This is a genomic window from Bradyrhizobium sp. BLXBL-03 (assembly GCF_051853015.1).
Taxonomy (GTDB): domain Bacteria; phylum Pseudomonadota; class Alphaproteobacteria; order Rhizobiales; family Xanthobacteraceae; genus Bradyrhizobium; species Bradyrhizobium manausense.
The window spans coordinates 157,087-176,417 of the sequence record NZ_CP182470.1; the positions used below are offsets into that span (position 1 = coordinate 157,087).

General features: G+C 65.2%; 20 protein-coding genes. 9 read left to right on the top strand and 11 right to left on the bottom strand.

Annotation, left to right across the window (positions count from 1 at the left end; translation table 11 throughout):
• Positions 1–48: 48 nt before the first annotated feature.
• Complete coding sequence (locus tag ACNJX9_RS00720) at positions 49–945, top strand: methylated-DNA--[protein]-cysteine S-methyltransferase (protein ID WP_439407528.1); 897 nt, start codon at positions 49–51, stop codon at positions 943–945.
• A 165-nt stretch (positions 946–1,110) separates the two neighbouring features.
• Here the strand turns inward: ACNJX9_RS00720 and ACNJX9_RS00725 are convergent, their stop codons facing one another.
• From ACNJX9_RS00725 to dnaK, 8 genes are all read right to left on the bottom strand, one after another.
• Positions 1,111–1,734, bottom strand: a complete 624-nt coding sequence (locus tag ACNJX9_RS00725) for a 2,3-bisphosphoglycerate-dependent phosphoglycerate mutase (protein ID WP_439407529.1) — start codon at positions 1,732–1,734, stop codon at positions 1,111–1,113.
• A 25-nt stretch (positions 1,735–1,759) separates the two neighbouring features.
• Positions 1,760–2,578: a 4-hydroxy-tetrahydrodipicolinate reductase gene (dapB, locus tag ACNJX9_RS00730; RefSeq protein ID WP_439407530.1), complete on the bottom strand. Its 819-nt coding sequence runs from the start codon at positions 2,576–2,578 to the stop codon at positions 1,760–1,762.
• Between the two features lie 156 nt (positions 2,579–2,734).
• Positions 2,735–3,046: a DUF1330 domain-containing protein gene (locus ACNJX9_RS00735; RefSeq protein WP_057752123.1), complete on the bottom strand. Its 312-nt coding sequence runs from the start codon at positions 3,044–3,046 to the stop codon at positions 2,735–2,737.
• A gap of 123 nt (positions 3,047–3,169) precedes the next feature.
• Entirely contained in the window at positions 3,170–3,880 is a 711-nt protein-coding gene (gene pyrF / locus ACNJX9_RS00740; RefSeq protein WP_439407531.1) for an orotidine-5'-phosphate decarboxylase, read from the bottom strand.
• A gap of 6 nt (positions 3,881–3,886) precedes the next feature.
• The gene (locus ACNJX9_RS00745; RefSeq protein WP_439407532.1) at positions 3,887–4,465 is read right to left on the bottom strand and encodes an NADPH-dependent FMN reductase; all 579 of its coding nucleotides are present in this window, start codon (positions 4,463–4,465) and stop codon (positions 3,887–3,889) included.
• Positions 4,466–4,522: 57 nt separating this feature from the next.
• Positions 4,523–5,122, bottom strand: coding sequence for a class I SAM-dependent methyltransferase (locus ACNJX9_RS00750; protein WP_057752113.1), 600 nt, complete (start codon positions 5,120–5,122; stop codon positions 4,523–4,525).
• A 92-nt stretch (positions 5,123–5,214) separates the two neighbouring features.
• The gene (dnaJ, locus tag ACNJX9_RS00755; protein ID WP_057752110.1) at positions 5,215–6,351 is read right to left on the bottom strand and encodes a molecular chaperone DnaJ; all 1,137 of its coding nucleotides are present in this window, start codon (positions 6,349–6,351) and stop codon (positions 5,215–5,217) included.
• A 243-nt stretch (positions 6,352–6,594) separates the two neighbouring features.
• A complete protein-coding gene (dnaK, locus tag ACNJX9_RS00760) occupies positions 6,595–8,496 on the bottom strand; it encodes a molecular chaperone DnaK (RefSeq protein ID WP_057752106.1) in 1,902 nt (633 codons plus the stop codon).
• Positions 8,497–8,907: 411 nt separating this feature from the next.
• On the opposite strand from dnaK, the gene ACNJX9_RS00765 reads away from it, so the two are divergent.
• Positions 8,908–9,846 (top strand): hypothetical protein, encoded by a 939-nt coding sequence (locus ACNJX9_RS00765; RefSeq protein WP_439407533.1) that lies wholly within the window; start codon positions 8,908–8,910, stop codon positions 9,844–9,846.
• A gap of 131 nt (positions 9,847–9,977) precedes the next feature.
• Positions 9,978–10,700: a bifunctional nicotinamidase/pyrazinamidase gene (pncA, locus tag ACNJX9_RS00770; RefSeq protein WP_271600243.1), complete on the top strand. Its 723-nt coding sequence runs from the start codon at positions 9,978–9,980 to the stop codon at positions 10,698–10,700.
• A 60-nt stretch (positions 10,701–10,760) separates the two neighbouring features.
• On the opposite strand, the gene grpE is transcribed toward pncA, so the two are convergent.
• A complete protein-coding gene (grpE, locus tag ACNJX9_RS00775; protein WP_439407534.1) occupies positions 10,761–11,366 on the bottom strand; it encodes a nucleotide exchange factor GrpE in 606 nt (201 codons plus the stop codon).
• Positions 11,367–11,464: 98 nt separating this feature from the next.
• A complete protein-coding gene (gene hrcA, locus ACNJX9_RS00780; RefSeq protein WP_057752098.1) occupies positions 11,465–12,553 on the bottom strand; it encodes a heat-inducible transcriptional repressor HrcA in 1,089 nt (362 codons plus the stop codon).
• A gap of 182 nt (positions 12,554–12,735) precedes the next feature.
• Here hrcA and rph point away from each other — a divergent pair, with 182 nt between their 5' ends.
• From rph to hemW, 3 genes are read left to right on the top strand one after another with little or no spacing between them, the layout of a single operon-like run.
• On the top strand, positions 12,736–13,449 hold the full coding sequence (rph, locus tag ACNJX9_RS00785) for a ribonuclease PH (protein ID WP_220003677.1): 714 nt from the start codon (positions 12,736–12,738) through the stop codon (positions 13,447–13,449).
• An 11-nt stretch (positions 13,450–13,460) separates the two neighbouring features.
• Entirely contained in the window at positions 13,461–14,096 is a 636-nt protein-coding gene (rdgB, locus tag ACNJX9_RS00790) for an RdgB/HAM1 family non-canonical purine NTP pyrophosphatase (RefSeq protein WP_220003676.1), read from the top strand.
• Complete coding sequence (hemW, locus tag ACNJX9_RS00795; RefSeq protein ID WP_439407535.1) at positions 14,083–15,240, top strand: radical SAM family heme chaperone HemW; 1,158 nt, start codon at positions 14,083–14,085, stop codon at positions 15,238–15,240. The genes rdgB and hemW overlap by 14 nt, the downstream gene beginning before the upstream one ends.
• A 107-nt stretch (positions 15,241–15,347) precedes the next feature.
• Here the strand turns inward: hemW and ACNJX9_RS00800 are convergent, their stop codons facing one another.
• Positions 15,348–16,583: a penicillin-binding protein activator gene (locus ACNJX9_RS00800; protein ID WP_439407536.1), complete on the bottom strand. Its 1,236-nt coding sequence runs from the start codon at positions 16,581–16,583 to the stop codon at positions 15,348–15,350.
• Positions 16,584–16,933: 350 nt separating this feature from the next.
• Here ACNJX9_RS00800 and rsmI point away from each other — a divergent pair, with 350 nt between their 5' ends.
• From rsmI to gshB, 3 genes are read left to right on the top strand one after another with little or no spacing between them, the layout of a single operon-like run.
• A complete protein-coding gene (rsmI, locus tag ACNJX9_RS00805) occupies positions 16,934–17,884 on the top strand; it encodes a 16S rRNA (cytidine(1402)-2'-O)-methyltransferase (RefSeq protein ID WP_439407537.1) in 951 nt (316 codons plus the stop codon).
• Positions 17,871–18,308 (top strand): YraN family protein, encoded by a 438-nt coding sequence (locus ACNJX9_RS00810; protein ID WP_057752079.1) that lies wholly within the window; start codon positions 17,871–17,873, stop codon positions 18,306–18,308. The genes rsmI and ACNJX9_RS00810 overlap by 14 nt, the downstream gene beginning before the upstream one ends.
• A 10-nt stretch (positions 18,309–18,318) precedes the next feature.
• Positions 18,319–19,263, top strand: a complete 945-nt coding sequence (gene gshB, locus ACNJX9_RS00815) for a glutathione synthase (RefSeq protein WP_057752077.1) — start codon at positions 18,319–18,321, stop codon at positions 19,261–19,263.
• Positions 19,264–19,331: the final 68 nt, after the last annotated feature.

Genomic DNA, 19,331 nt, shown 5'->3' on the forward strand with positions numbered 1-19,331 from the left:
TCGGAAATCGGGTGGTTTCGGCGCCTCCCCGCGCCTACATTTCCGCTCATGATGACACTCGCCATACATGACCAGCGCCTGGCCAAGCCGGGCCCCCAGAACGCCGCGCTGCGCGACTATGATTCGGTGCGCCGGGCCATCGCGTTCATCTCGGAAAACTGGCGCGCGCAGCCGACCATCGAGGCGGTGGCGGATGCGGCCGGCGTCACGGCGGATGAGCTGCATCATCTGTTCCGCCGTTGGGCCTCGATCACGCCGAAGGCCTTCATGCAGGCGCTCACCCTCGACCACGCCAAGGGTCTGTTGCGGGATTCCGCCAGCATCCTCGATGCGGCGCTCGACTCGGGGCTGTCGGGCCCGGGCCGTCTGCACGATCTCTTCGTCACCCACGAAGCGATGTCGCCGGGTGAATGGAAGAACGGCGGCGCGGGGCTGACCCTGCGCTTCGGCTTCCATCCGTCTCCCTTTGGAACAGCGATCGTGATCGCGACCGATCGCGGCCTCGCCGGCCTCGCCTTCGCCGACCCCGGCGACGAGAAAGCCGCCCTTGCCGACATGACGCGGCGCTGGCGGAACGCAACCTATGTCGAAGACCACGAGGGCACCGCACCGCTGGCGGCACGCATCTTCGACACCAAACTGTGGCGGCCGGATCAGCCGCTGCGCGTGGTCCTGATCGGCACCGATTTCGAAGTGCGGGTGTGGGAGACGCTGCTGAAAATTCCGATGGGCCGCGCGGTGTCCTATTCCGACATCGCCTGCAACATCAACAGCCCGAAGGCCTCGCGCGCCGTCGGTGCGGCCGTCGGCAAGAACCCGGTCTCCTTCGTCGTGCCCTGCCACCGCGCCCTCGGCAAGAGCGGCACGCTGACAGGCTATCACTGGGGCATCACTCGCAAGCAGGCGATGCTGGGCTGGGAAGCCGGGCAGCTCGGGATGCAGTAGGCAAGATGCAGTAGGGTGTTAGCCCCGGGCTGCGCGAAGCGCAGTCCCTTGGCGTAACCGACCTCTTCGATTTCCGGGATGGCAGAAGTGGTGGGTTACGCCGCCGACTGTGCTTCGCGCAGTCACCGTCTAACCCACCCTAGAGCACCGCATTTGCGGCAAGGTCTACGACGCCAGATCCAGCTTCGAGGCCACCGTCGAATCCGCATTGAGCCGGTAGATGATCGGCACGCCGGTGGCGAGCTCGCGCTTCAAAATGCCTTCGGGCGACAGTTTTTCCAGCACCATGATCAAGGCGCGCAGCGAGTTGCCGTGGGCCGCGACCAGCGTGCGCTTGCCATTGAGCACGCCGGGCAGGATCTCCTGCACATAGTACGGCAGCGCGCGCGCCAGCGTGTCCTTCAGGCTTTCGCCGCCGGGCGGCGGCACGTCGTAGGAGCGGCGCCAGACATGCACCTGCTCCTCGCCCCATTTCTTGCGGGCGTCGTCCTTGTTGAGGCCGGAGAGGTCGCCATAGTCGCGCTCGTTCAACGCGAGATTCTTCGAGGTGGGCAGGCCGGTCTGGCCGAGCTCGGTGAGAATGAGATCGAGCGTGTGCTGCGCGCGCGTCAGCACCGAGGTGAAGGCGACGTCGAACACGAGGCCCTGGGCCTTCAGCTTGCGGCCGGCTTCCTTGGCTTCCGCGACGCCCTGCTCGGTGAGGTCAGGATCCTTCCAGCCGGTGAACAGATTCTTCAAATTCCATTCGCTCTGGCCGTGGCGCACCAGCACGAGAAGACGTTCGCTCATTGCCCAATTCCATTGCTTGCTTGGTTCAGATGTCAGCGAGGCCGAGCACGTCGGCCATCGAGTAGTGTCCGGGCTTCTTGCCATGCGCCCACAGCGCCGCCTTGAGCGCGCCATGGGCGAACAGGATACGGTCCTCCGCCTGATGCGACAACGTCAGGCGTTCGAACGGGCCGAGGAAGGTCACGCTGTGATCGCCGGCGACGGTGCCCCCGCGCAAGGAAGCAAAGCCGATCGCGCCCGGCTTGCGCGCGCCGGTGATGCCGTCGCGGCCGCGCTCCGAATGCGCATGGTCGAGCGGGATGCCGCGACCGCTGGCGGCCGCCTGGCCGAGCATCAGCGCGGTCCCTGAGGGCGCATCGACCTTCATGCGGTGATGGGATTCGACGATCTCGATGTCAAAGCTTTCGTCGAGCGCCTTGGCGACGCGCTTGACCACGGCGGCGAGCAGATTGACGCCCAGGCTCATATTGCCCGACTGCACCACGACCGCGCGGTTGGTGACGCTTTTGATCACGGCATTGTCGGAGCCTGACAGCCCGGTTGTGCCGATGACATGAACCAGCCCGCGCTCGGCCGCGATCGCGACATTGGCGATGGTTGCGGCCGGCACGGTGAAATCCAGGATGCCGTCGGCATCCTTCGACATCGCCCAGAGATCGGCGGACAGCTTGATGCCGTTTTCCGGCAGGCCGGCGAGAACGCCGGCATCCTTGCCCAAGAGCTCCGAGCCTGGCGCCTCCAGGGCGCCTGCCAGCACCGCGCCTTTGCTGTCGGCAATCGCCCGCGTCAGGGCGCGGCCCATCCGGCCGCCGGCTCCGGCAACAATCAAGCGCATGTCTGGCATGGTGTGATCCTCTTAGGCGCCGTTGTAGCGGCGGGATGCAGTTCCGGCAACCGAGGGGGCACCAACGTCATTCCGGGATGGTCCGAAGGACCAGACCCGGAATCTCGAGATTCCGGGTTCGACGCTGCGCATCGCCCCGGAATGACGGTGTGTACGCTAGCCGTCCTGCGGCTGCGGGCCGTCATAGCCCTCGATGATGATGAGGTCGGCGATCGAGTGCGGCTGGCGCACCTTGATATTGGCCTGATATTCCGGCGAATTGTAACAGGCGATCGCGGTCTGGTAATCAGGGAATTCGATCACGACGTTGCGGTTGCGGCTGCCGCCTTCGACGGTGGTGAACTTGCCGCCGCGGACCACGAAGCGGCCGCCCCACTTCTTGAAGATCGGACCATTGGCGACGGCATAGGGTTTGTAGCCCTCCTCATTGTTCACGTCGACGCGTCCGATCCAGTAGCCTTTTGCCATTGTTCTTCTCCCTTGTTGTTCGCTAAAGCGCGATGAGATTGGGTTGAACCGTCATCGCGCTTCAGCCCTTTGTTTGCGCATGATCTTTTCGGAAAACCGCTTCAACCTTTTCCGGATCATGCGCTAGCCGAGTGCTTGCGCGATCTCGGCCTGGATGGCGTCAGCCGCCGCCCTGGGGTCGGCGGCTTCCACCACCGGCCGCCCGACGACGAGATAATCCGCCCCCGCGGCAATCGCGCGGCCGGGCGTCATGATGCGCTTCTGATCGCCGATAGCCGCACCCGCCGGACGGATGCCTGGTGTGACGAGGTTCATCTGGCGCCCGATGATCTTGCGCAAGCCTTCGGCCTCCTCGGGCGAGGACACGAGACCGTCGATGCCGAGGGCCTGCGCCTGCCGCGCACGCGCCTCGACCAGTTCGGAGACGCCGAGCCGGAAGCCTGCCGCATGCAGATCGTCGTCATTGTAGGAGGTCAGCACCGTCACGGCGAGGAGCTTCAGCTTCGACGAGCCGCGGCCCTCGACGGCGCCCTTCATGGTCTGCGGATAGGCGTGCACGGTGAGGAAGGTGGCCCCCAGCCTGGTGATGCTCTCGACGCCTTGCGACACCGTGTTGCCGATGTCGTGCAGCTTGAGATCGAGAAAAACCTTCTTGCCGCCGTCGGCAAGCTTGGTAACCAGCGGCAAGCCGCCGGCATAAGCGAGGCGATAGCCGATCTTGTAAAATGTGACGCTGTCGCCGAGCTTCGCAATCAACGCCTCCGCGACATCGACGCTGGGCAGATCGAGCGCGACGATCAGGCGGTCTTTCGGGGCGATTTCGGCTGGCGTCATGTCACCTCACATCAAGCGTTGGGAAATATCGATCAACTGCCGCACCATCTCCCGCATGGAGTCGATATCGCCCTGACCCTTGAGCCTGTCCATATCGTCATAGGCCTGGTCGGCAAAGGCGAGCGTGAACTGGCTGGCGATCACATTGGCGTGGCAGGAGGTCAGGATCAGGCGCAACGCCTGCAGCGCGCGAGCAGCTCCAAGCCGGCTCTGCGACGCACCGGCGAGCGCGAAGGCGCGGTTGCGGAAGACGTCGCCGCGCGCCTCGTGCAGATCGTGCACGCGGCTGACCCAGTCGATCGCGTTCTTGAGCAGCGGCGGCACCGAAGCATTGTATTCGGGCGAGACCAACAGCACGCCGTGATGCGCGCCGATCATGCGCTTGAGATTGATGGCATGCTTCGGGATGCCCGATTTGGCCTGGAGATCGCCGTCGTAGATCGGCAGCGGAAAATCGGCGAGCGAGATGCGGGTGACGTCGACGCCGGCCTGGGCGATTTCATGAGCGAGGACCGCCGCCAGCTTCACATTGTGCGAGCCGGTGCGCAGCGAGCCGGGAATGACCAGGATCTTCGGAGCGGACATCCTCTTCCATACGTTCGGCGAAACAAGCCCGCCGCGCAAAGGAAGACGCCGGCGGAATTAGTCCTTGCGATACACCCAGACGCGGGCCGGCGGAAGGTTCATCCAGATCCGTTCCGAGGCCTCTGTGGACACGCCGGGCAGCGATTTCGGGATCGGCGGCACCACCGCATAGGTGAACTGGACGAAGGGCGCGCCGGGCGCGAGCGCCGCGAAGGCATCGCGAATCAGCCGAAGGCGCGTCAGCATCGGCTTCGTCACCAGCGGCAGGCCGGAGACGACGGCGCTGGCGGGCGCGCTCAACACGTTCCAGAGCGTGTCACGCAGGCGATAGGCATCGCCCTGCACCACCTTGGCCTGCGGATAACGGTCACGCAACAGCGCGCAGAAGCCGGGATTGTATTCGACGAGAACGAGACGCTTCTGATCGACGCCGCGCTCGACCAGGGCCGAGGTGATAGCGCCCGTGCCGGGCCCGAGCTCGACCACCGGAGCATCCGAATCGACGTCGACATAATGCGCCATGGTCCGCGCGAGCAGCTTGCCCGACGGCATCACCGCGCCCATGTGGAGGGGCTTTTCAATCCACGATCTGAGGAAGCGCACCTCGTCATCGAGACGGGGCTTCTTCAACGCACGCGCGGACGACGGCAATGGCATGTCTGGACCGGACGGGACGAGACCGCGTGACCGCGGCTGTCAGAAAATGGTCATAAAGACGTATAGGCCGAAGTCGATACGGTCAAGCCGGCTCAGTTCGCCCGATTACCGAAGAAATCCTTGACCTTGGCGAAGAAGCCCTCGGATTCCGGCTGGGTGTTGCCGGAGGAGAGCTTTTCGAACTCGGCCAGCAATTCCTGCTGCTTCTTGGTGAGGTTCTGCGGGGTCTCGACCATGACCTGGACGTACATGTCGCCCATCTGGCGCGAGCGCAGCACCGGCATGCCTTTTGATGCGATGCGGAATCGACGGCCGGACTGGGTTCCGGCGGGCACCTTCACCTTGGCCTTGCCCTTCTCGATGGTGGGCACCTCGAATTCGCCGCCGAGCGCGGCCGTGACCATCGAGATCGGCACGCGGCAATGCAGGTCGGCGCCGTCGCGCTGGAAGAACTGGTGCTGGGCCAGCGACAGGAAGATGTAGAGGTCGCCGGGCGGACCGCCGCGCACCCCGGCCTCGCCTTCGCCGGCGAGCCTGATCCTGGTGCCGTCCTCGACGCCCTGGGGAATGTTGACCGACAGCGTTCGCTCGCGGGTGACGCGCCCCTGGCCCGAGCAGGACGGACAGGCGTCCTCGATCATCTGGCCGCGGCCCTGACAGCCGGGGCAGGTGCGCTCGAGGGTAAAGAAGCCCTGCGACTGCCGCACGCGCCCCTGCCCGCCACAGGTCGAGCAGGTCTTCGGCTTGGTGCCGGCCTTGGCGCCGATACCCGAGCAGGCCTCGCAGGTGACCGAGACCGGAATCTCGATCTGCGCGGTCTTGCCGCCGAAGGCTTCCTCGAGGGTGATTTCCATGTTGTAGCGCAGATCCGCGCCACGCTCGCGGCCGCCGCGGCCGCGCTGCCCGGCCATGCCGAACAGATCTTCGAAAATGTCGGAGAAGGAGGAGGCAAAGCCCGCGCCGAATCCGGCACCGCCGCCACCAGGGCCACCCTGCTCGAACGCGGCATGGCCGAAGCGGTCATAGGCGGCCCGCTTGTCCTTGTCCTTCAGGACTTCGTAGGCCTCGTTGATTTCCTTGAACTTGACTTCGCTGGTCTCATCCCCGGGATTGCGGTCGGGATGGAATTTCATCGCCAGCTTGCGGAACGACGATTTCAGCTTGCTCTCGTCGGCCGTGCGATCGACTTCGAGGGTTTCGTAGTAGCAGCGCTTGGTGGACGTGGACATGTCTGACTCAGGTCTATCCGATCGCGATTCAAGTCGGTGCGAAACAACGTCGCCACGCGACGATATAGGCAGCCTTCTGCATCACTGCAGAGGGCTGCATGGCAGCGTTGAGCATAACGGCTGGGAATTGATTGATCGTAACGGGCCTACCCGCCCGCCCCGACACGAAAGCCTCCCCCCTGAGGGGGGAGGCCGCTTCAGCGTGTGGGGTCCAAGCCGTCCGCATCATGACCCTCGCGGGGCTTATGCGGACTTCTTGTTGTTCTTGTCGTCGTCGACTTCGGTGAATTCCGCGTCGACGACGTCGTCCTTCGCAGCGTCCTTGGCCGCGTCGGCCTCGGCCTGCTGCTTGTACATGGCCTCGCCGAGCTTCATCGAAGCCTGGGCCAGCGTGTTGGTCTTGGCCTTGATCGCCTCGGCATCGCTGCCCTTCAGCGCTTCCTTGAGGTCGCTGACGGCGTCCTCGATGGCGCGGCGCTCGGTCTCCGAGACCTTCGAACCGTGCTCGGCCAGCGCCTTCTCGGTGGAGTGCACCAGCGCGTCGGCATGGTTCTTGGCATCGACCGCCTCGCGGCGCTGCTTGTCGGCCGCAGCGTTGGCCTCGGCGTCCTTGACCATCTTGTCGATGTCGGCTTCCGACAGACCACCAGAGGCCTGGATGCGGATCTGCTGCTCCTTGCCGGTGGCCTTGTCCTTGGCCGAGACGTTGACGATGCCGTTGGCGTCGATGTCGAAGGTCACCTCGATCTGCGGCATGCCGCGCGGAGCCGGCGGAATGCCCATCAGGTCGAACTGGCCAAGCATCTTGTTGTCGGCCGCCATTTCACGCTCACCCTGGAAGACGCGGATGGTGACGGCATTCTGATTGTCTTCAGCCGTCGAGAACACCTGGCTCTTCTTGGTCGGGATCGTGGTGTTGCGGTCGATGATGCGGGTGAACACGCCGCCCAAGGTCTCGATGCCCAGCGACAGCGGGGTCACGTCGAGCAGCAGCACGTCCTTGACGTCGCCCTGGAGCACGCCGGCCTGGATCGCAGCGCCGATCGCCACGACTTCGTCCGGGTTGACGCCCTTGTGCGGCTCCTTGCCGAACAGCTGCTTCACGACTTCCTGGACCTTCGGCATGCGGGTCATGCCGCCGACCAGAACCACTTCGCCGATCTCGCCGGCGGTGACGCCGGCATCCTTCAGCGCCTTGCGGCAGGGCTCGATGGTCTTCTGCACGAGGTCGTCGACCAGCGCCTCGAACTTGGCGCGGGTGAGCTTCATCGTCAGATGCTTCGGGCCGGTCTGGTCCGCGGTGATGAAGGGCAGGTTGATCTCGGTCTGCGTCGTCGACGACAGCTCGATCTTGGCCTTTTCAGCGGCTTCCTTCAGGCGCTGCAACGCAAGCTTGTCGTTGCGCAGGTTGATGCCCTGCTCCTTCTGGAACTCGTCCGCGAGATAGCCCACGAGGCGCATGTCGAAGTCTTCGCCGCCGAGGAAGGTGTCGCCGTTGGTCGACTTCACCTCGAACACGCCGTCGCCGATTTCGAGAATGGAAATATCGAACGTGCCGCCGCCGAGGTCGTACACGGCGATGGTGCCGGCCTTGGTCTTGTCGAGGCCATAGGCCAGCGCAGCCGCGGTCGGCTCGTTGATGATGCGCAGCACTTCAAGGCCCGCGATCTTGCCGGCATCCTTGGTGGCCTGGCGCTGGGCGTCGTTGAAGTAGGCGGGAACGGTGATGACAGCCTGGTCGACCTTCTGGCCGAGATGGGCTTCCGCGGTCTCCTTCATCTTCTGCAAGATGAACGCCGAGACCTGCGAGGGGGAGTAGGTCTGGCCGTCGGCCTCGACCCAGGCGTCGCCGTTGGAAGCCTTCACGATCTTGTACGGAACGAGCTTCTTGTCCTTCTCGACCATCGGGTCGTCGTAGCGGCGGCCGATCAGGCGCTTCACTGCGAAGAACGTACGCTCCGGATTGGTCACGGCCTGGCGCTTGGCAGGCTGGCCGACGAGGCGCTCACCGTCGTCGGTCACGGCGACGATCGAAGGCGTCGTGCGCATGCCCTCGGAATTCTCGATGACTTTGGCGTTCTTGCCGTCCATTACGGCGACGCACGAATTCGTGGTGCCGAGGTCGATCCCAATGACCTTTCCCATGGTCCTGATATCCTTCTTTTTGCGGCAGGTTGGCTGGGCCCAGAAGGCACCCGAACCGAAACCCCCTAAGATCAAACATTCGCGATATTGCGATGGTTGAGGCTCATATAGGAGGGGGGGAGGGGCCCGCAAGGACCGAACGCAACTTTGGGCCGTGAAAACATTGGGTTTTGGAAGATCGTATCCGCCCCTCGAGCCTTTGCGGGTGAGGAAATATTAACGGGTTCGGAGATCGACCGGCCGCCCGTCGCCATCAGCGGCCCGGCCCTGTTACCGGGGCGCCAAACCCGCTAAAAGGCGGCCGGCCGGACAGCTTCGCCATGGGGCTGCTTCGCGCGACAAGGCGGCCCCAAGGCCGATCATCAAAGGCCGACCATGGTACGGCCTCAATGTGAACCAAACAGAGTGCCCATGAAGCTGACCCGCTCCTTCGCTGCGCTGGCCCTCCTCGTCGCCACGGTATTTCCGGCGCTCGCCGCCGATGCCGTCTATCCGCCCGGCTTGCGTCTCGGCATGGTGCCTCTGGTCGGCCTCAGCAAGGCCAAGACCTTTCCGGGCTTCGAGAGCGAGGATGGCAGCGTCAAGGTGCTGATCACCGAGCTGCCGCCGGCGGCCTATAACGAAGTCGTCAGCGCCTTCAACGCCAATCCGGCCGGCGCCAATGGCGTCAAGCCGGACAAGATCGAGACATCGGCGGGCCTTGCGTATTTTACCAGCGAAAGTGCCAAGGCTGGCGACACGCTGGTGAAGCGCTATTCGATGATCGTGCCGGGCACCGGCTTCTCCGGCTATGTCGCGGTGCAAATCCCCGAGAACGCTTCGAAGATCTACACCGACGAGGCGGTGCGGCAGATGTTCGCGACTGCCGCCATCCGCAAGGAGGTGTCGGCTGACGAGCAGATCGGGCTGTTGCCGTTCAAGATCACCGATCTCGCCGGCTTCAAGGATATCCGCACGCTGGTGCCGGGCTCGAGCATCATCCTGGCCGATGGCAATGAGAGCTCGGGCTATGAATCCAAGCCGTTCATGATCCTCGGCCTGATCGGCGCCACCCCGCAGGCCGCCGACGACCGCGCCCGCTTCGCCCAGGAGGCGGCGCTTCAAATCGCCGGCTTGCGCGAAACCAAGGTCACGATGTCGGAGCCGATCCGCATCAACGGCCAGCCGGGCTTCGAGACCCGGATCGACGGCGTCAGCGGCAGGGACAAGATCCCGGTGACGGTGGTGCAGTGGATCCGCTTCGGCGGCGGCACCTCGCTGCGCATCATCGCCAGCGCCCCGCGCGACCAATGGTCCGACGCCTTCACCCGCTTCCGCGCCGTGCGCGACGGCATCCAGCCGAAGGGGTAGAAAACGGGGGGCTGACAGCCCAACCACTCACCAAACCCGGCCGCATTTTCGGGCTTTCGTTCGTACACGAACGGAACTAGGCTTGCCTGCATTGGATCAGGTTTTGGATCATCCTGGAGGGGAGGCGGACGATGCTTAATCGACGACAGATCTTGGCCGCGATGGGAACGACGGCGCTTGTGGCCCTTGCTCCATCGGCACTGTTTGCAGCAGCTGCGATCAAGCCGGACGACAGCTCCGCGCTGCTCGTGATCGACGTGCAAAACTGCTTCCTGCCGGGCGGTAGCCTTGCGGTGAAGGAAGGCGAGCAGGTCGTGCCCGTCATCAATAAAATGGCGAAGGCATTTTCGAACGTGGTGATGACGCAGGACTGGCACACGCCCGGCCACATCTCGTTCGCGTCGGTGCATTCCGGCAAGAAGCCGTTCGAGACCATCGACCTGCCCTATGGCAAGCAGGTGCTGTGGCCCGACCATTGCGTGCAGGGCACCGAGGGCGCATCGCTGTCGAAGGATCTCTCGATCCCGCAGGCCGAGCTCATCATCCGCAAGGGCTTTCACAAGGACGTCGACAGCTATTCGGCGTTCCTCGAAGCCGACGGCAAGACAACGACCGGCCTTGCCGCCTATCTGAAGTCGCGCAAGATCAAGCGCGTCTTCGTCGCGGGTCTCGCCACGGATTTCTGTGTCGCCTGGACCGCGCTCGATGCGCGCAAGGCGGGTTTTGAGGTCTATGTCGTGGAGGACGCCTGCCGCGGCATCGACACGCAGGGCTCGCTGGCCAAGGCCTGGGCCGACATGGCCAAGGCCGGCGTGAAGCGGATTCAGTCGAGCGATATTGCGTTGAGCGCGTAAGACGGGACGATCGTCATTCCGGGGCGGCTCGCAGAGCCGAACCCGGAATGACTTCATCGCTCAGTTCGCCTCGTTGCTGTTCGCAGCAGGCGCGGCCTTTGCGCCGCCCTTGGCGACGCCGACCAGCGCCGGCCGCAGCACGCGCTCGCCGATGGTGTAGCCGGCCTGCATGACCTGCACGACGGTGCCCGTGGGCACCGACGCATCGGGCACTTCGTACATCGCCTGATGGAAGTTGGGGTCGAACTTCTGACCCTGGGGATCGAGCTTCTTCACACCATGCCTTTCCAGTGCGTTGAGCAGCGAACGCTCGGTGAGCTCGACGCCCTCGATCAGCGCGGTCAGACCGGGATCGGCGGCGGCGCGCGCCTCGGCCGGAACGGCGTCGAGCGCGCGCTGGAGATTGTCGGCGATCTCGAGCACATCGCGGGCAAAGCCGGTGATGCCGTAGAGTCGGGCATCGGCGACCTCCTTGGTGGTGCGCTTGCGCAGGTTTTCCATCTCGGCCAGCGTCCGCAGCATGCGGTCACGGGCCTCGGCGGCTTCCTTCTGCAACGTCTCCACCGAACCCGGCTCGGGATCGTCGGGCATGATGTAGGGCTTTGACACCACGGGCTCGCCGGTCGCGGCAGTCGTGTCTTCGGGTTGCCGGGTTGGATCGGTCATCGGCTGCTTCTCGAACTCGCTCAAAGGGAGGTTTTCTGGCCCGGATATCGTGCTTCGGGCGCTGAAAATCAAGCGCCCGTGATCGGCTCAAATGCCGGTCAGCCTCCCACCAGGCGACTGACGATACGGGCGGCGTAATCCACGGTCGGGATCACGCGGGCATAATTCAGCCGCGTCGGCCCGATCACGCCCAAAACGCCGACGATGCGGCCGGCGGCATCCCGGTAGGGCGAGATGATGGTGGAAGAGCCCGATAACGAAAACAGCTTGTTCTCGCTGCCGATGAAGATCCTGACACCTTCAGCGGTTTCGGCGCGCCCGAGCAGGTCGATCACGCCGCGCTTGGTCTCGAGATCGTCGAACAGCAGCCTGACACGCTCGAGATCCTCCAGCGCATGCAGATCTTCCAATAGATTGGCATGGCCGCGGACGATGAGCTGACGGTCCTCGTTCTCGCCGCCCGACCAGCTCGCGATCCCGGCCGAGATCACCTTCTGGGTCAGCTGATCGAGCTCGGCGCGAGCTTCCGCGAGCGCGGTTTCCAGCTCGAGCCGCGCCTCGGCGAGCGTGCGGCCGCGGATCCGCGCGTTGAGGAAATTGCCGGCTTCAGTGATGGCCGAGGAGGGAACCCCCGGCGGCAGCGTCAGCACGCGGTTTTCGACCTGGCCGTCCTCGCCGACCAGGATCACCAGCGCCTGCTCGGGTTCCAATCGGACGAATTCGATGTGCTTCAGCCGCGTATTGGACTTCGGCGTCAGAACGACCGCTGCGGTGCGGGTGAGGCCGGACAGCCGCGTCAGCGCCTGGTCCAGCGCCGCCTCGACCGATTGGGCCTGGCCGACCGAGGTCAGCTGGCTCTGGATCGACTGTCGCTCGGCCTCGTTGAGATCGCCGACCTGCATCAAGGCGTCGACAAAGAAGCGCAGGCCGAGTTCCGTCGGCAAGCGGCCGGCCGAGGTGTGCGGCGCATAGATCAGGCCGAGCTGTTCCAGATCGGCCATGACGTTGCGCACCGAGGCCGGCGACAGCGGCATCGCGATCAGGCGGGAAATGTTGCGCGAGCCGACCGGTTCGCCAGTCGCGAGATAGCTTTCGACAATTTGACGAAAGATGTCGCGGGAACGCTCGTTGAGCTGGGCGAGGCCTGCGCGCGGCGCGATCAGATGGATCGGATCGTGATGGGCCACAGACGGTAACTCCTCTCAGATGCTCATAATTTGTCCATCCAGGACGGTTCTGACAAGCGTGGCGTTTGCGGGGTGGATATCGGGGGGCGAAAAAGCCTTGCTGCCCACCCTGACCCCACCTACAAGCACCGCGAACAGCCCTACCCCATAAGTTCTAGACCATGAGTTCTGGAGGATTTCCCATGCGGCCAAGCCGCCGTGCGCCCGACGAATTGCGCCCCGTGACGCTGGAGCGCGGCGTGGTCAAATATGCGGAAGGCTCCTGCCTGGTGAAATTCGGCGACACCCATGTGCTCGTCACCGCCACCCTGGAAGACCGCCTGCCGCCATGGCTGAAGGGCCAGGGGCGCGGCTGGGTCACCGCCGAATACGGCATGCTGCCGCGCGCCACCTCCGAACGCACCCGCCGCGAAGCCTCCGCAGGCAAGCAGAGCGGCCGCACCGTCGAAATCCAGCGCCTGATCGGCCGCTCGCTTCGCACCATCGTCGATCTCGAAGCGCTCGGTGAGCGCCAGATCACGGTCGATTGCGACGTGCTGCAGGCCGACGGCGGCACCCGCACCGCCTCGATCACCGGCGCCTGGGTCGCGCTCGCCGATTGCATCAACTGGATGAAGGCGCGAAACATGGTCAAGGCCAACGTGATGCGCGACAACGTCGCCGCGATCTCCTGCGGCATCTACAACGGCACGCCGGTGCTCGATCTCGACTATGCCGAGGATTCGGAGGCCGAGACCGACGCCAATTTCGTCATGACCGGCGATGGCCGCATCATCGAGGTGCAGGGCACCGCGGAACGCGAGCCGTTCACGCAGGACGAGTTCCTGAAGCTGATCGCTCTCGCTCAAAAGGGCATCGCGCGGCTGGTGGACTTGCAGAAACTGGCTGTCGCGTAGTCAATAGGCCCATGCACCGCCGAATCACCGGAAAGCTCGTCATCGCCACCCACAATCCCGGCAAGCTCGCCGAGATGAAGGAGCTGCTCGCGCCTCACGGCATCGAGGTGGTGTCGGCCGGTGAGCTCGGCCTTCCCGAGCCTGACGAGACCGGCAACGACTTCCGCAGCAATGCCGCGATCAAGGCGGCCGCCGCGGCGCAGGCGACCGGGTTGCCTGCTTTCGCCGACGATTCCGGCATCGTGGTCGACGCGCTCGATGGCGCACCGGGCATCTACAGCGCGCGCTGGGCCGGTCCAAACAAAGACTTCGCCGCCGCGATGGCGCAGATCGAGCGCCTGTTGCAGGAGCGCGGTGCCATCAAGCCCGACAAGCGCAAGGCCCATTTCGTCTCCGCGCTCTGCGTCGCCTGGCCCGATCATCATCTCGAAGAGGTCGAGGCGCGCGTCGACGGCACGCTGGTGTGGCCGCCGCGCGGCACTGCCGGCTTCGGTTACGATCCGATGTTCCTGCCCGACGGTCATACGCGCACTTTCGGCGAGATGGAGAGCATCGAGAAGCACGGCCTGCCGCCGCTCGGCCTCGGCCTGTCGCACCGCGCCCGCGCCTTCGTGAAACTGGCGGAGATCTGCCTTGAGCCGCGCTGACAAGGATGCGTTCGGCGTCTACGTGCACTGGCCGTTCTGCCTGTCGAAGTGCCCCTATTGCGACTTCAACAGCCATGTCCGCCACGCAGCGATCGACGAGGCGCGCTTTGCTTCGGCCTTTGCGCGCGAGATCGCGACGACCGCCGCGCGCGCACCCGGCCGCGAGGTCACCTCGATCTTCCTCGGCGGCGGCACGCCGTCGCTGATGCAGCCGGCCACCGTCGGCGCCGTGCTGGAGGCCATCGGCAAGCACTGGAGCGTCGCCAACGATGTCGAAGTCACGCTGGAAGCAAACCCGACCAGTGTGGAAGCCACGCGCTTTGCCGGCTATCGCTCGGCCGGCGTCAATCGCGTCTCGCTCGGCGTGCAGGCGCTTGACGACGCCTCGCTGAAAGCGCTCGGCCGCATGCATAGCGCGCGCGAAGCGCTCGATGCCGTCGCCATCGCGCGCCGCTCGTTCGATCGCTACTCGTTCGACCTGATCTACGCCCGCCCCGACCAGACGCCGGCGATGTGGGCGGAGGAGCTGCGTCTCGCCATCGATGAAGCGGCCGAGCATCTGTCGCTCTATCAGCTCACCATCGAAGAGGGCACGCCGTTCTTCGGCCTGCACCAGGCCGGCAAGTTGAAGACGCCGGACGAGGCGGTTGCACGCGCGCTCTACGACGTGACGCAGGAGACCTGCGACAGGCTGGGGCTGCCCGCCTACGAGATCTCCAACCACGCACGGCGCGGCGCCGAGTGTCGGCACAATCTGGTGTATTGGCGCGGCGAGGAATATGCCGGCATCGGTCCCGGCGCCCATGGCCGCCTCGACATCGACGGTATCAGGCACGCCACCGCCACCGAGAAGCGCCCGGAAGCCTGGCTGATGCGGGTCGAGACCAATGGCGACGGCGTCGTCACCGACGATCTCCTCAACAGCGAGGAACGCGCCGACGAATTTTTGCTGATGGGATTGCGTTTGGCCGAGGGTATCGACCCCGAGCGCTACAAGGCCCTCTCGGGCCGACCGCTCGACCCCAAGCGCATCTCGCTGCTGCGCGAGGAAGGCGCAATCACGGTCGATGCGACGGGCCGCTTGCGCGTGACCAGCAGCGGATTTCCGGTGCTCGATGCCGTGGTCGCGGATCTCGCGGCGTAGCGTGATGCCGTAGCCCGGATGGAGCGCAGCGTAATCCGGGAACAGTCTTTCCGGCTGCACGATCCCGGATTGCGCTGCGCTCCATCCGGGCTACGAAGGGCGGCGAGCTACGCCCCAAAGCTCTTCGGCGAGCCCGCGACCGCAACACCGCCCCCTGTCGTCACCTTCATCACCGCAAGTCCGCGCTCGTTGGTGCCGTCGGCACGGAAGCGGAACAGGCCGTCGATGCCGGCGAAGCCCGAGGGATTGGTGAGCACGTCGGACGAGAAGCGCGTGGTGCCTTGCGTGCGCGCGAGCGCGGCGACGAGGGCGACCGCGTCATAGGCGAGCGTCGCGGTGCGGATCGGCTCGGCGCCGTATTTGGTGCGATAGCGGCCGGAGAAGGCGCGAAAGCCGGCCGGATCGGGCGCGGCGTAGAGTCCGCCTTGCAAGTTTGGGCTGGCATAGACACGCGGACTGTCCCACAGGCCGGTGCCGAGCAACTGGATGTTGCGCAAATTCGCGCCGGCCGCGGTCATCGCATCGGCGACCGCAACCACGGCATCGCCGTCATCGGCAATGAACAGCGCATCCGCACTGCCGAGCTGCTGCGCCACCGATCGCGCCGGCGTGGCACGATCGGCGCCGTATTTCTCGAATGCGACGATGCGCCCGCCGCGCCTGGGCACGGCTGCCTTCACCGCGGCTTCGACCACGTTGCCATAGGCGTTATCAGGCACCAGCACGGCGACGGAGCGTTTTCCGATGCTGGCGGAATATTCGATGATGCGATTGACGTCGGATTCCGGCAGGAAGCTCAGCAGATAGACGCCGCGGCCGGCGATGCTGGAATCGGTCGAGAAGGCGATCACCGAAATGCCGCGCGTGCGCGCGACCTGGGCCACCGCCGGCACCGACTGCGCGAACAGCGGTCCCAGAATGATCTCGGCGCCTTCATCCACCGCCTGCTGCGCGCCGGCTTGGGCGCCCTGCGGGCTGCCATTGTCGTCCTTGATCAGGAGCTGGATGTTCGGGTTCTGGAACTCGGCCAGCGCCATCTCGGCGGCATTGCGCATGGATTGCGCCGCGAGCCCGGCATTGCCGGCGGCCGAGAGCGGCAGGATGACGGCGACCTTCACGCCGCCGGTGCCGGCGGTCGTCCCCTGCTGCGGCGGACCGGCCGGCTGGGCCGGCGGCGGCGAGGAGCTCGAGAAGGGATTGGAGAACTGGCTGAGGCTTTGCTGCACACCGGCGCAGGCGGACAATAGCGGCGTGCCGAGCAGCAGGCCAAGCGCACTCCGCCGGGTCGCCTCTGACATCAGGCGCCCCTGGACGGGAGTCTTCAGATCGCGCGGGCCCACCATCTCAGCTTCTCTTCTGACCGGCCGCTCGCGCCAGTCACGATACTCTTTCCGCGACACAGGGTGCGGATTCAGGCATATTGTCGGCAAATAGTTAACCAAAACAAAAGGATAATGACCGCTTAACGCGATCCTCCTCCTTTCCTGGCTTGCTGTCCGCCGTCCGTCACGAAAGCATCAAGACGCCGTTTCCGCCGCGAATATGGCGCTGACGCTCCACTCCCTCTGGAATGTGATGCCGGATGGATCACATTCCAGTCCTTCCTCGCCCCGCTTCAATATCCCAGCCAGGCGTGATCTTTTTCGAGGGGCCGGTTCCCAGCCCCTGGCATCATGCCTAAGTTCATCTCATTATGCGCGCAAAGCCGGCCCCGATAAATACGACTGAAGCCACTGACGCCGCCTCGCGCGGGTTCTCCATCGATGCGCACCGGCTGGTGGCACCGAAGCTGCCGGCCGGCCTCTATCTGGTGGCGACCCCCATCGGCAATCTCGGTGACATCACGCTGCGCGCGCTGCAAACGCTGGCAGGGGTCGACATCATCGCCTGCGAGGACACAAGGATCACGCGGCGTCTGACCGAGCGTTACGACATCGCGGCCCAGCTCAAGCCATATCACGAGCACAATGCCGAGGCCGCGCGGCCCAGGATCCTGGAGGCGCTCGCGGCCGGCGGCTCGGTCGCGCTGGTGTCGGACGCCGGCACGCCGCTGATTTCCGATCCCGGCTACAAGCTGGTGCGGGAGGTCTGCGCCGCAGGTCATGCGGTCCATGCGCTGCCCGGTCCCTCCTCGGTGCTGGCGGCGCTGTCGGTCGCGGCGCTGCCGACCGACCGCTTCTTCTTCGAAGGCTTCCTGCCGGCGAAATCCGCCGCGCGGCGCTCGCGCCTCGCCGAGCTCGCCCGCATCGATGCGACGCTGGTGATGTTCGAATCCGGCAACCGTGTGCAGGATACGCTCGCCGAGCTCTCTGAAATCATGGGTGCGCGCGAGGCCGCGATCTGCCGCGAGCTGACCAAGCTGCACGAGGAGATTTCGCGCGCAACGCTGAGCGAGCTCGCGCGCGAGGCCGACACGCTGGAGACGCGCGGCGAATTCGTGCTGGTGATCGCCCCGCCTGCCGCGGATGCCGACGTGCTGACCGCGGACGCGCTGGACGATCTGCTGCGCACACAGCTTGCCACCCATAGCGTCAAGGATGCGGTTGCGCATGCCGTCGCACTTTCGGGGCGGCCGCGCCGCGAGGTTTATGCCCGCGCGCTCGAGCTCGCCAAGGACTTGCGGAGCGGCGATGACGAGGATTAAGGGCGTCCAGGAATCTGAACAAGAACCTGAACAGGAACCCAAACGGGAACCGAAGATCGCCTCGCCCGAGCGCGTCGCCGCGTTCCGCACCGGAATCTCCGCCGAGAGCCGTGCGGCAGCCTACCTGATGGCGAAGGGCTACCGCATTCTCGCAAAACGCTACCGCACGGCGCATGGCGAGATCGACCTCGTGGCGCGCCGCCGCAACCTGATCGCCTTCGTCGAGGTCAAGGCGCGCGCCAGCCTCGACGAGGCCGCCTATGCGGTGACGCCGCGCCAGCAGCGACGCATCATCGATGCCGCGCAGGGCTGGCTTGTCGCGCATCCCGAGCATGCGGAATTCGAATTGCGATTCGATGCCATGCTGATTGCGCCGCGATCGCTTCCGCGCCATGTGTTGGCGGCATTCGACGCCTCGACCTGAAAGGCAGACCATGAAACTCAACATCGCCGTCCAGATGGACCCCATCGCCCGCATCAACATCAAGGGCGATTCCACCTTTGCGCTGCTTCTGGAAGCGCAGAAGCGCGGCCACGGCCTGTCCTATTACACCCCCGACAAGCTCTCGATGGTCGGCGAGGAGATCGTCGCGCCGGTGCAGCCGCTGACGGTGCGCGACGAGCCCGGCGATCATTTCACCCTCGGCGAGCCCAGGCGCGAGGCGCTGAACGGCTTTGACGTGGTGCTGCTGCGCCAGGACCCGCCATTCGACCTCGCCTACATCACCTCGACGCATCTGCTCGAGCGCATCCATCCGAAGACGCTGGTCGTCAACGATCCCGCTTCGGTGCGCAACGCGCCCGAAAAGCTGTTCGTGATGAATTTTCCGCAGCTGATGCCGCCGACCTTGATCTCGCGCGACCTGGAGGAGATCAACGCGTTCCGCGACAAGCATGGTGCCGTGGTGATGAAGCCGCTGCACGGCCATGGCGGCGCCGCGGTGTTCCGCGTGATGCCGCAGGACATGAATTTCGGCTCGCTCTACGATATGTTCTCGGTGACATTCAAAGAGGCCTGGGTGATCCAGCAGTTCATCCCCGAGGTGAAGCACGGCGACAAGCGCATCATCCTGGTCGATGGCGAGTTCGCCGGCGCCGTGAACCGGGTGCCGGCGACCGACGACCTCCGGTCCAACATGGTGCGCGGCGGTGCGGCCAAGGAGACCGAGCTGACGCCGCGCGAGCGCGAGATCTGCGCCACCGTGGGACCCGCGCTACGCGAGCGCGGCCTGCTATTCGTCGGCATCGACGTCATCAACGGCAACCTCACCGAGATCAACGTGACCTCGCCCACCGGCATCCGCGCCATCGCGCGGCTCGGCGGCCCTGACGTGGCGGCGAAGATCTGGGACGTGATCGAGCAGAAGCGGGCGAAGTAGGGGCTCTCGCTCCGTAGCCCGGATGGAGCGAAGCAAAATCCGGGATTCTCTCGCAACGCTTAGCGGCC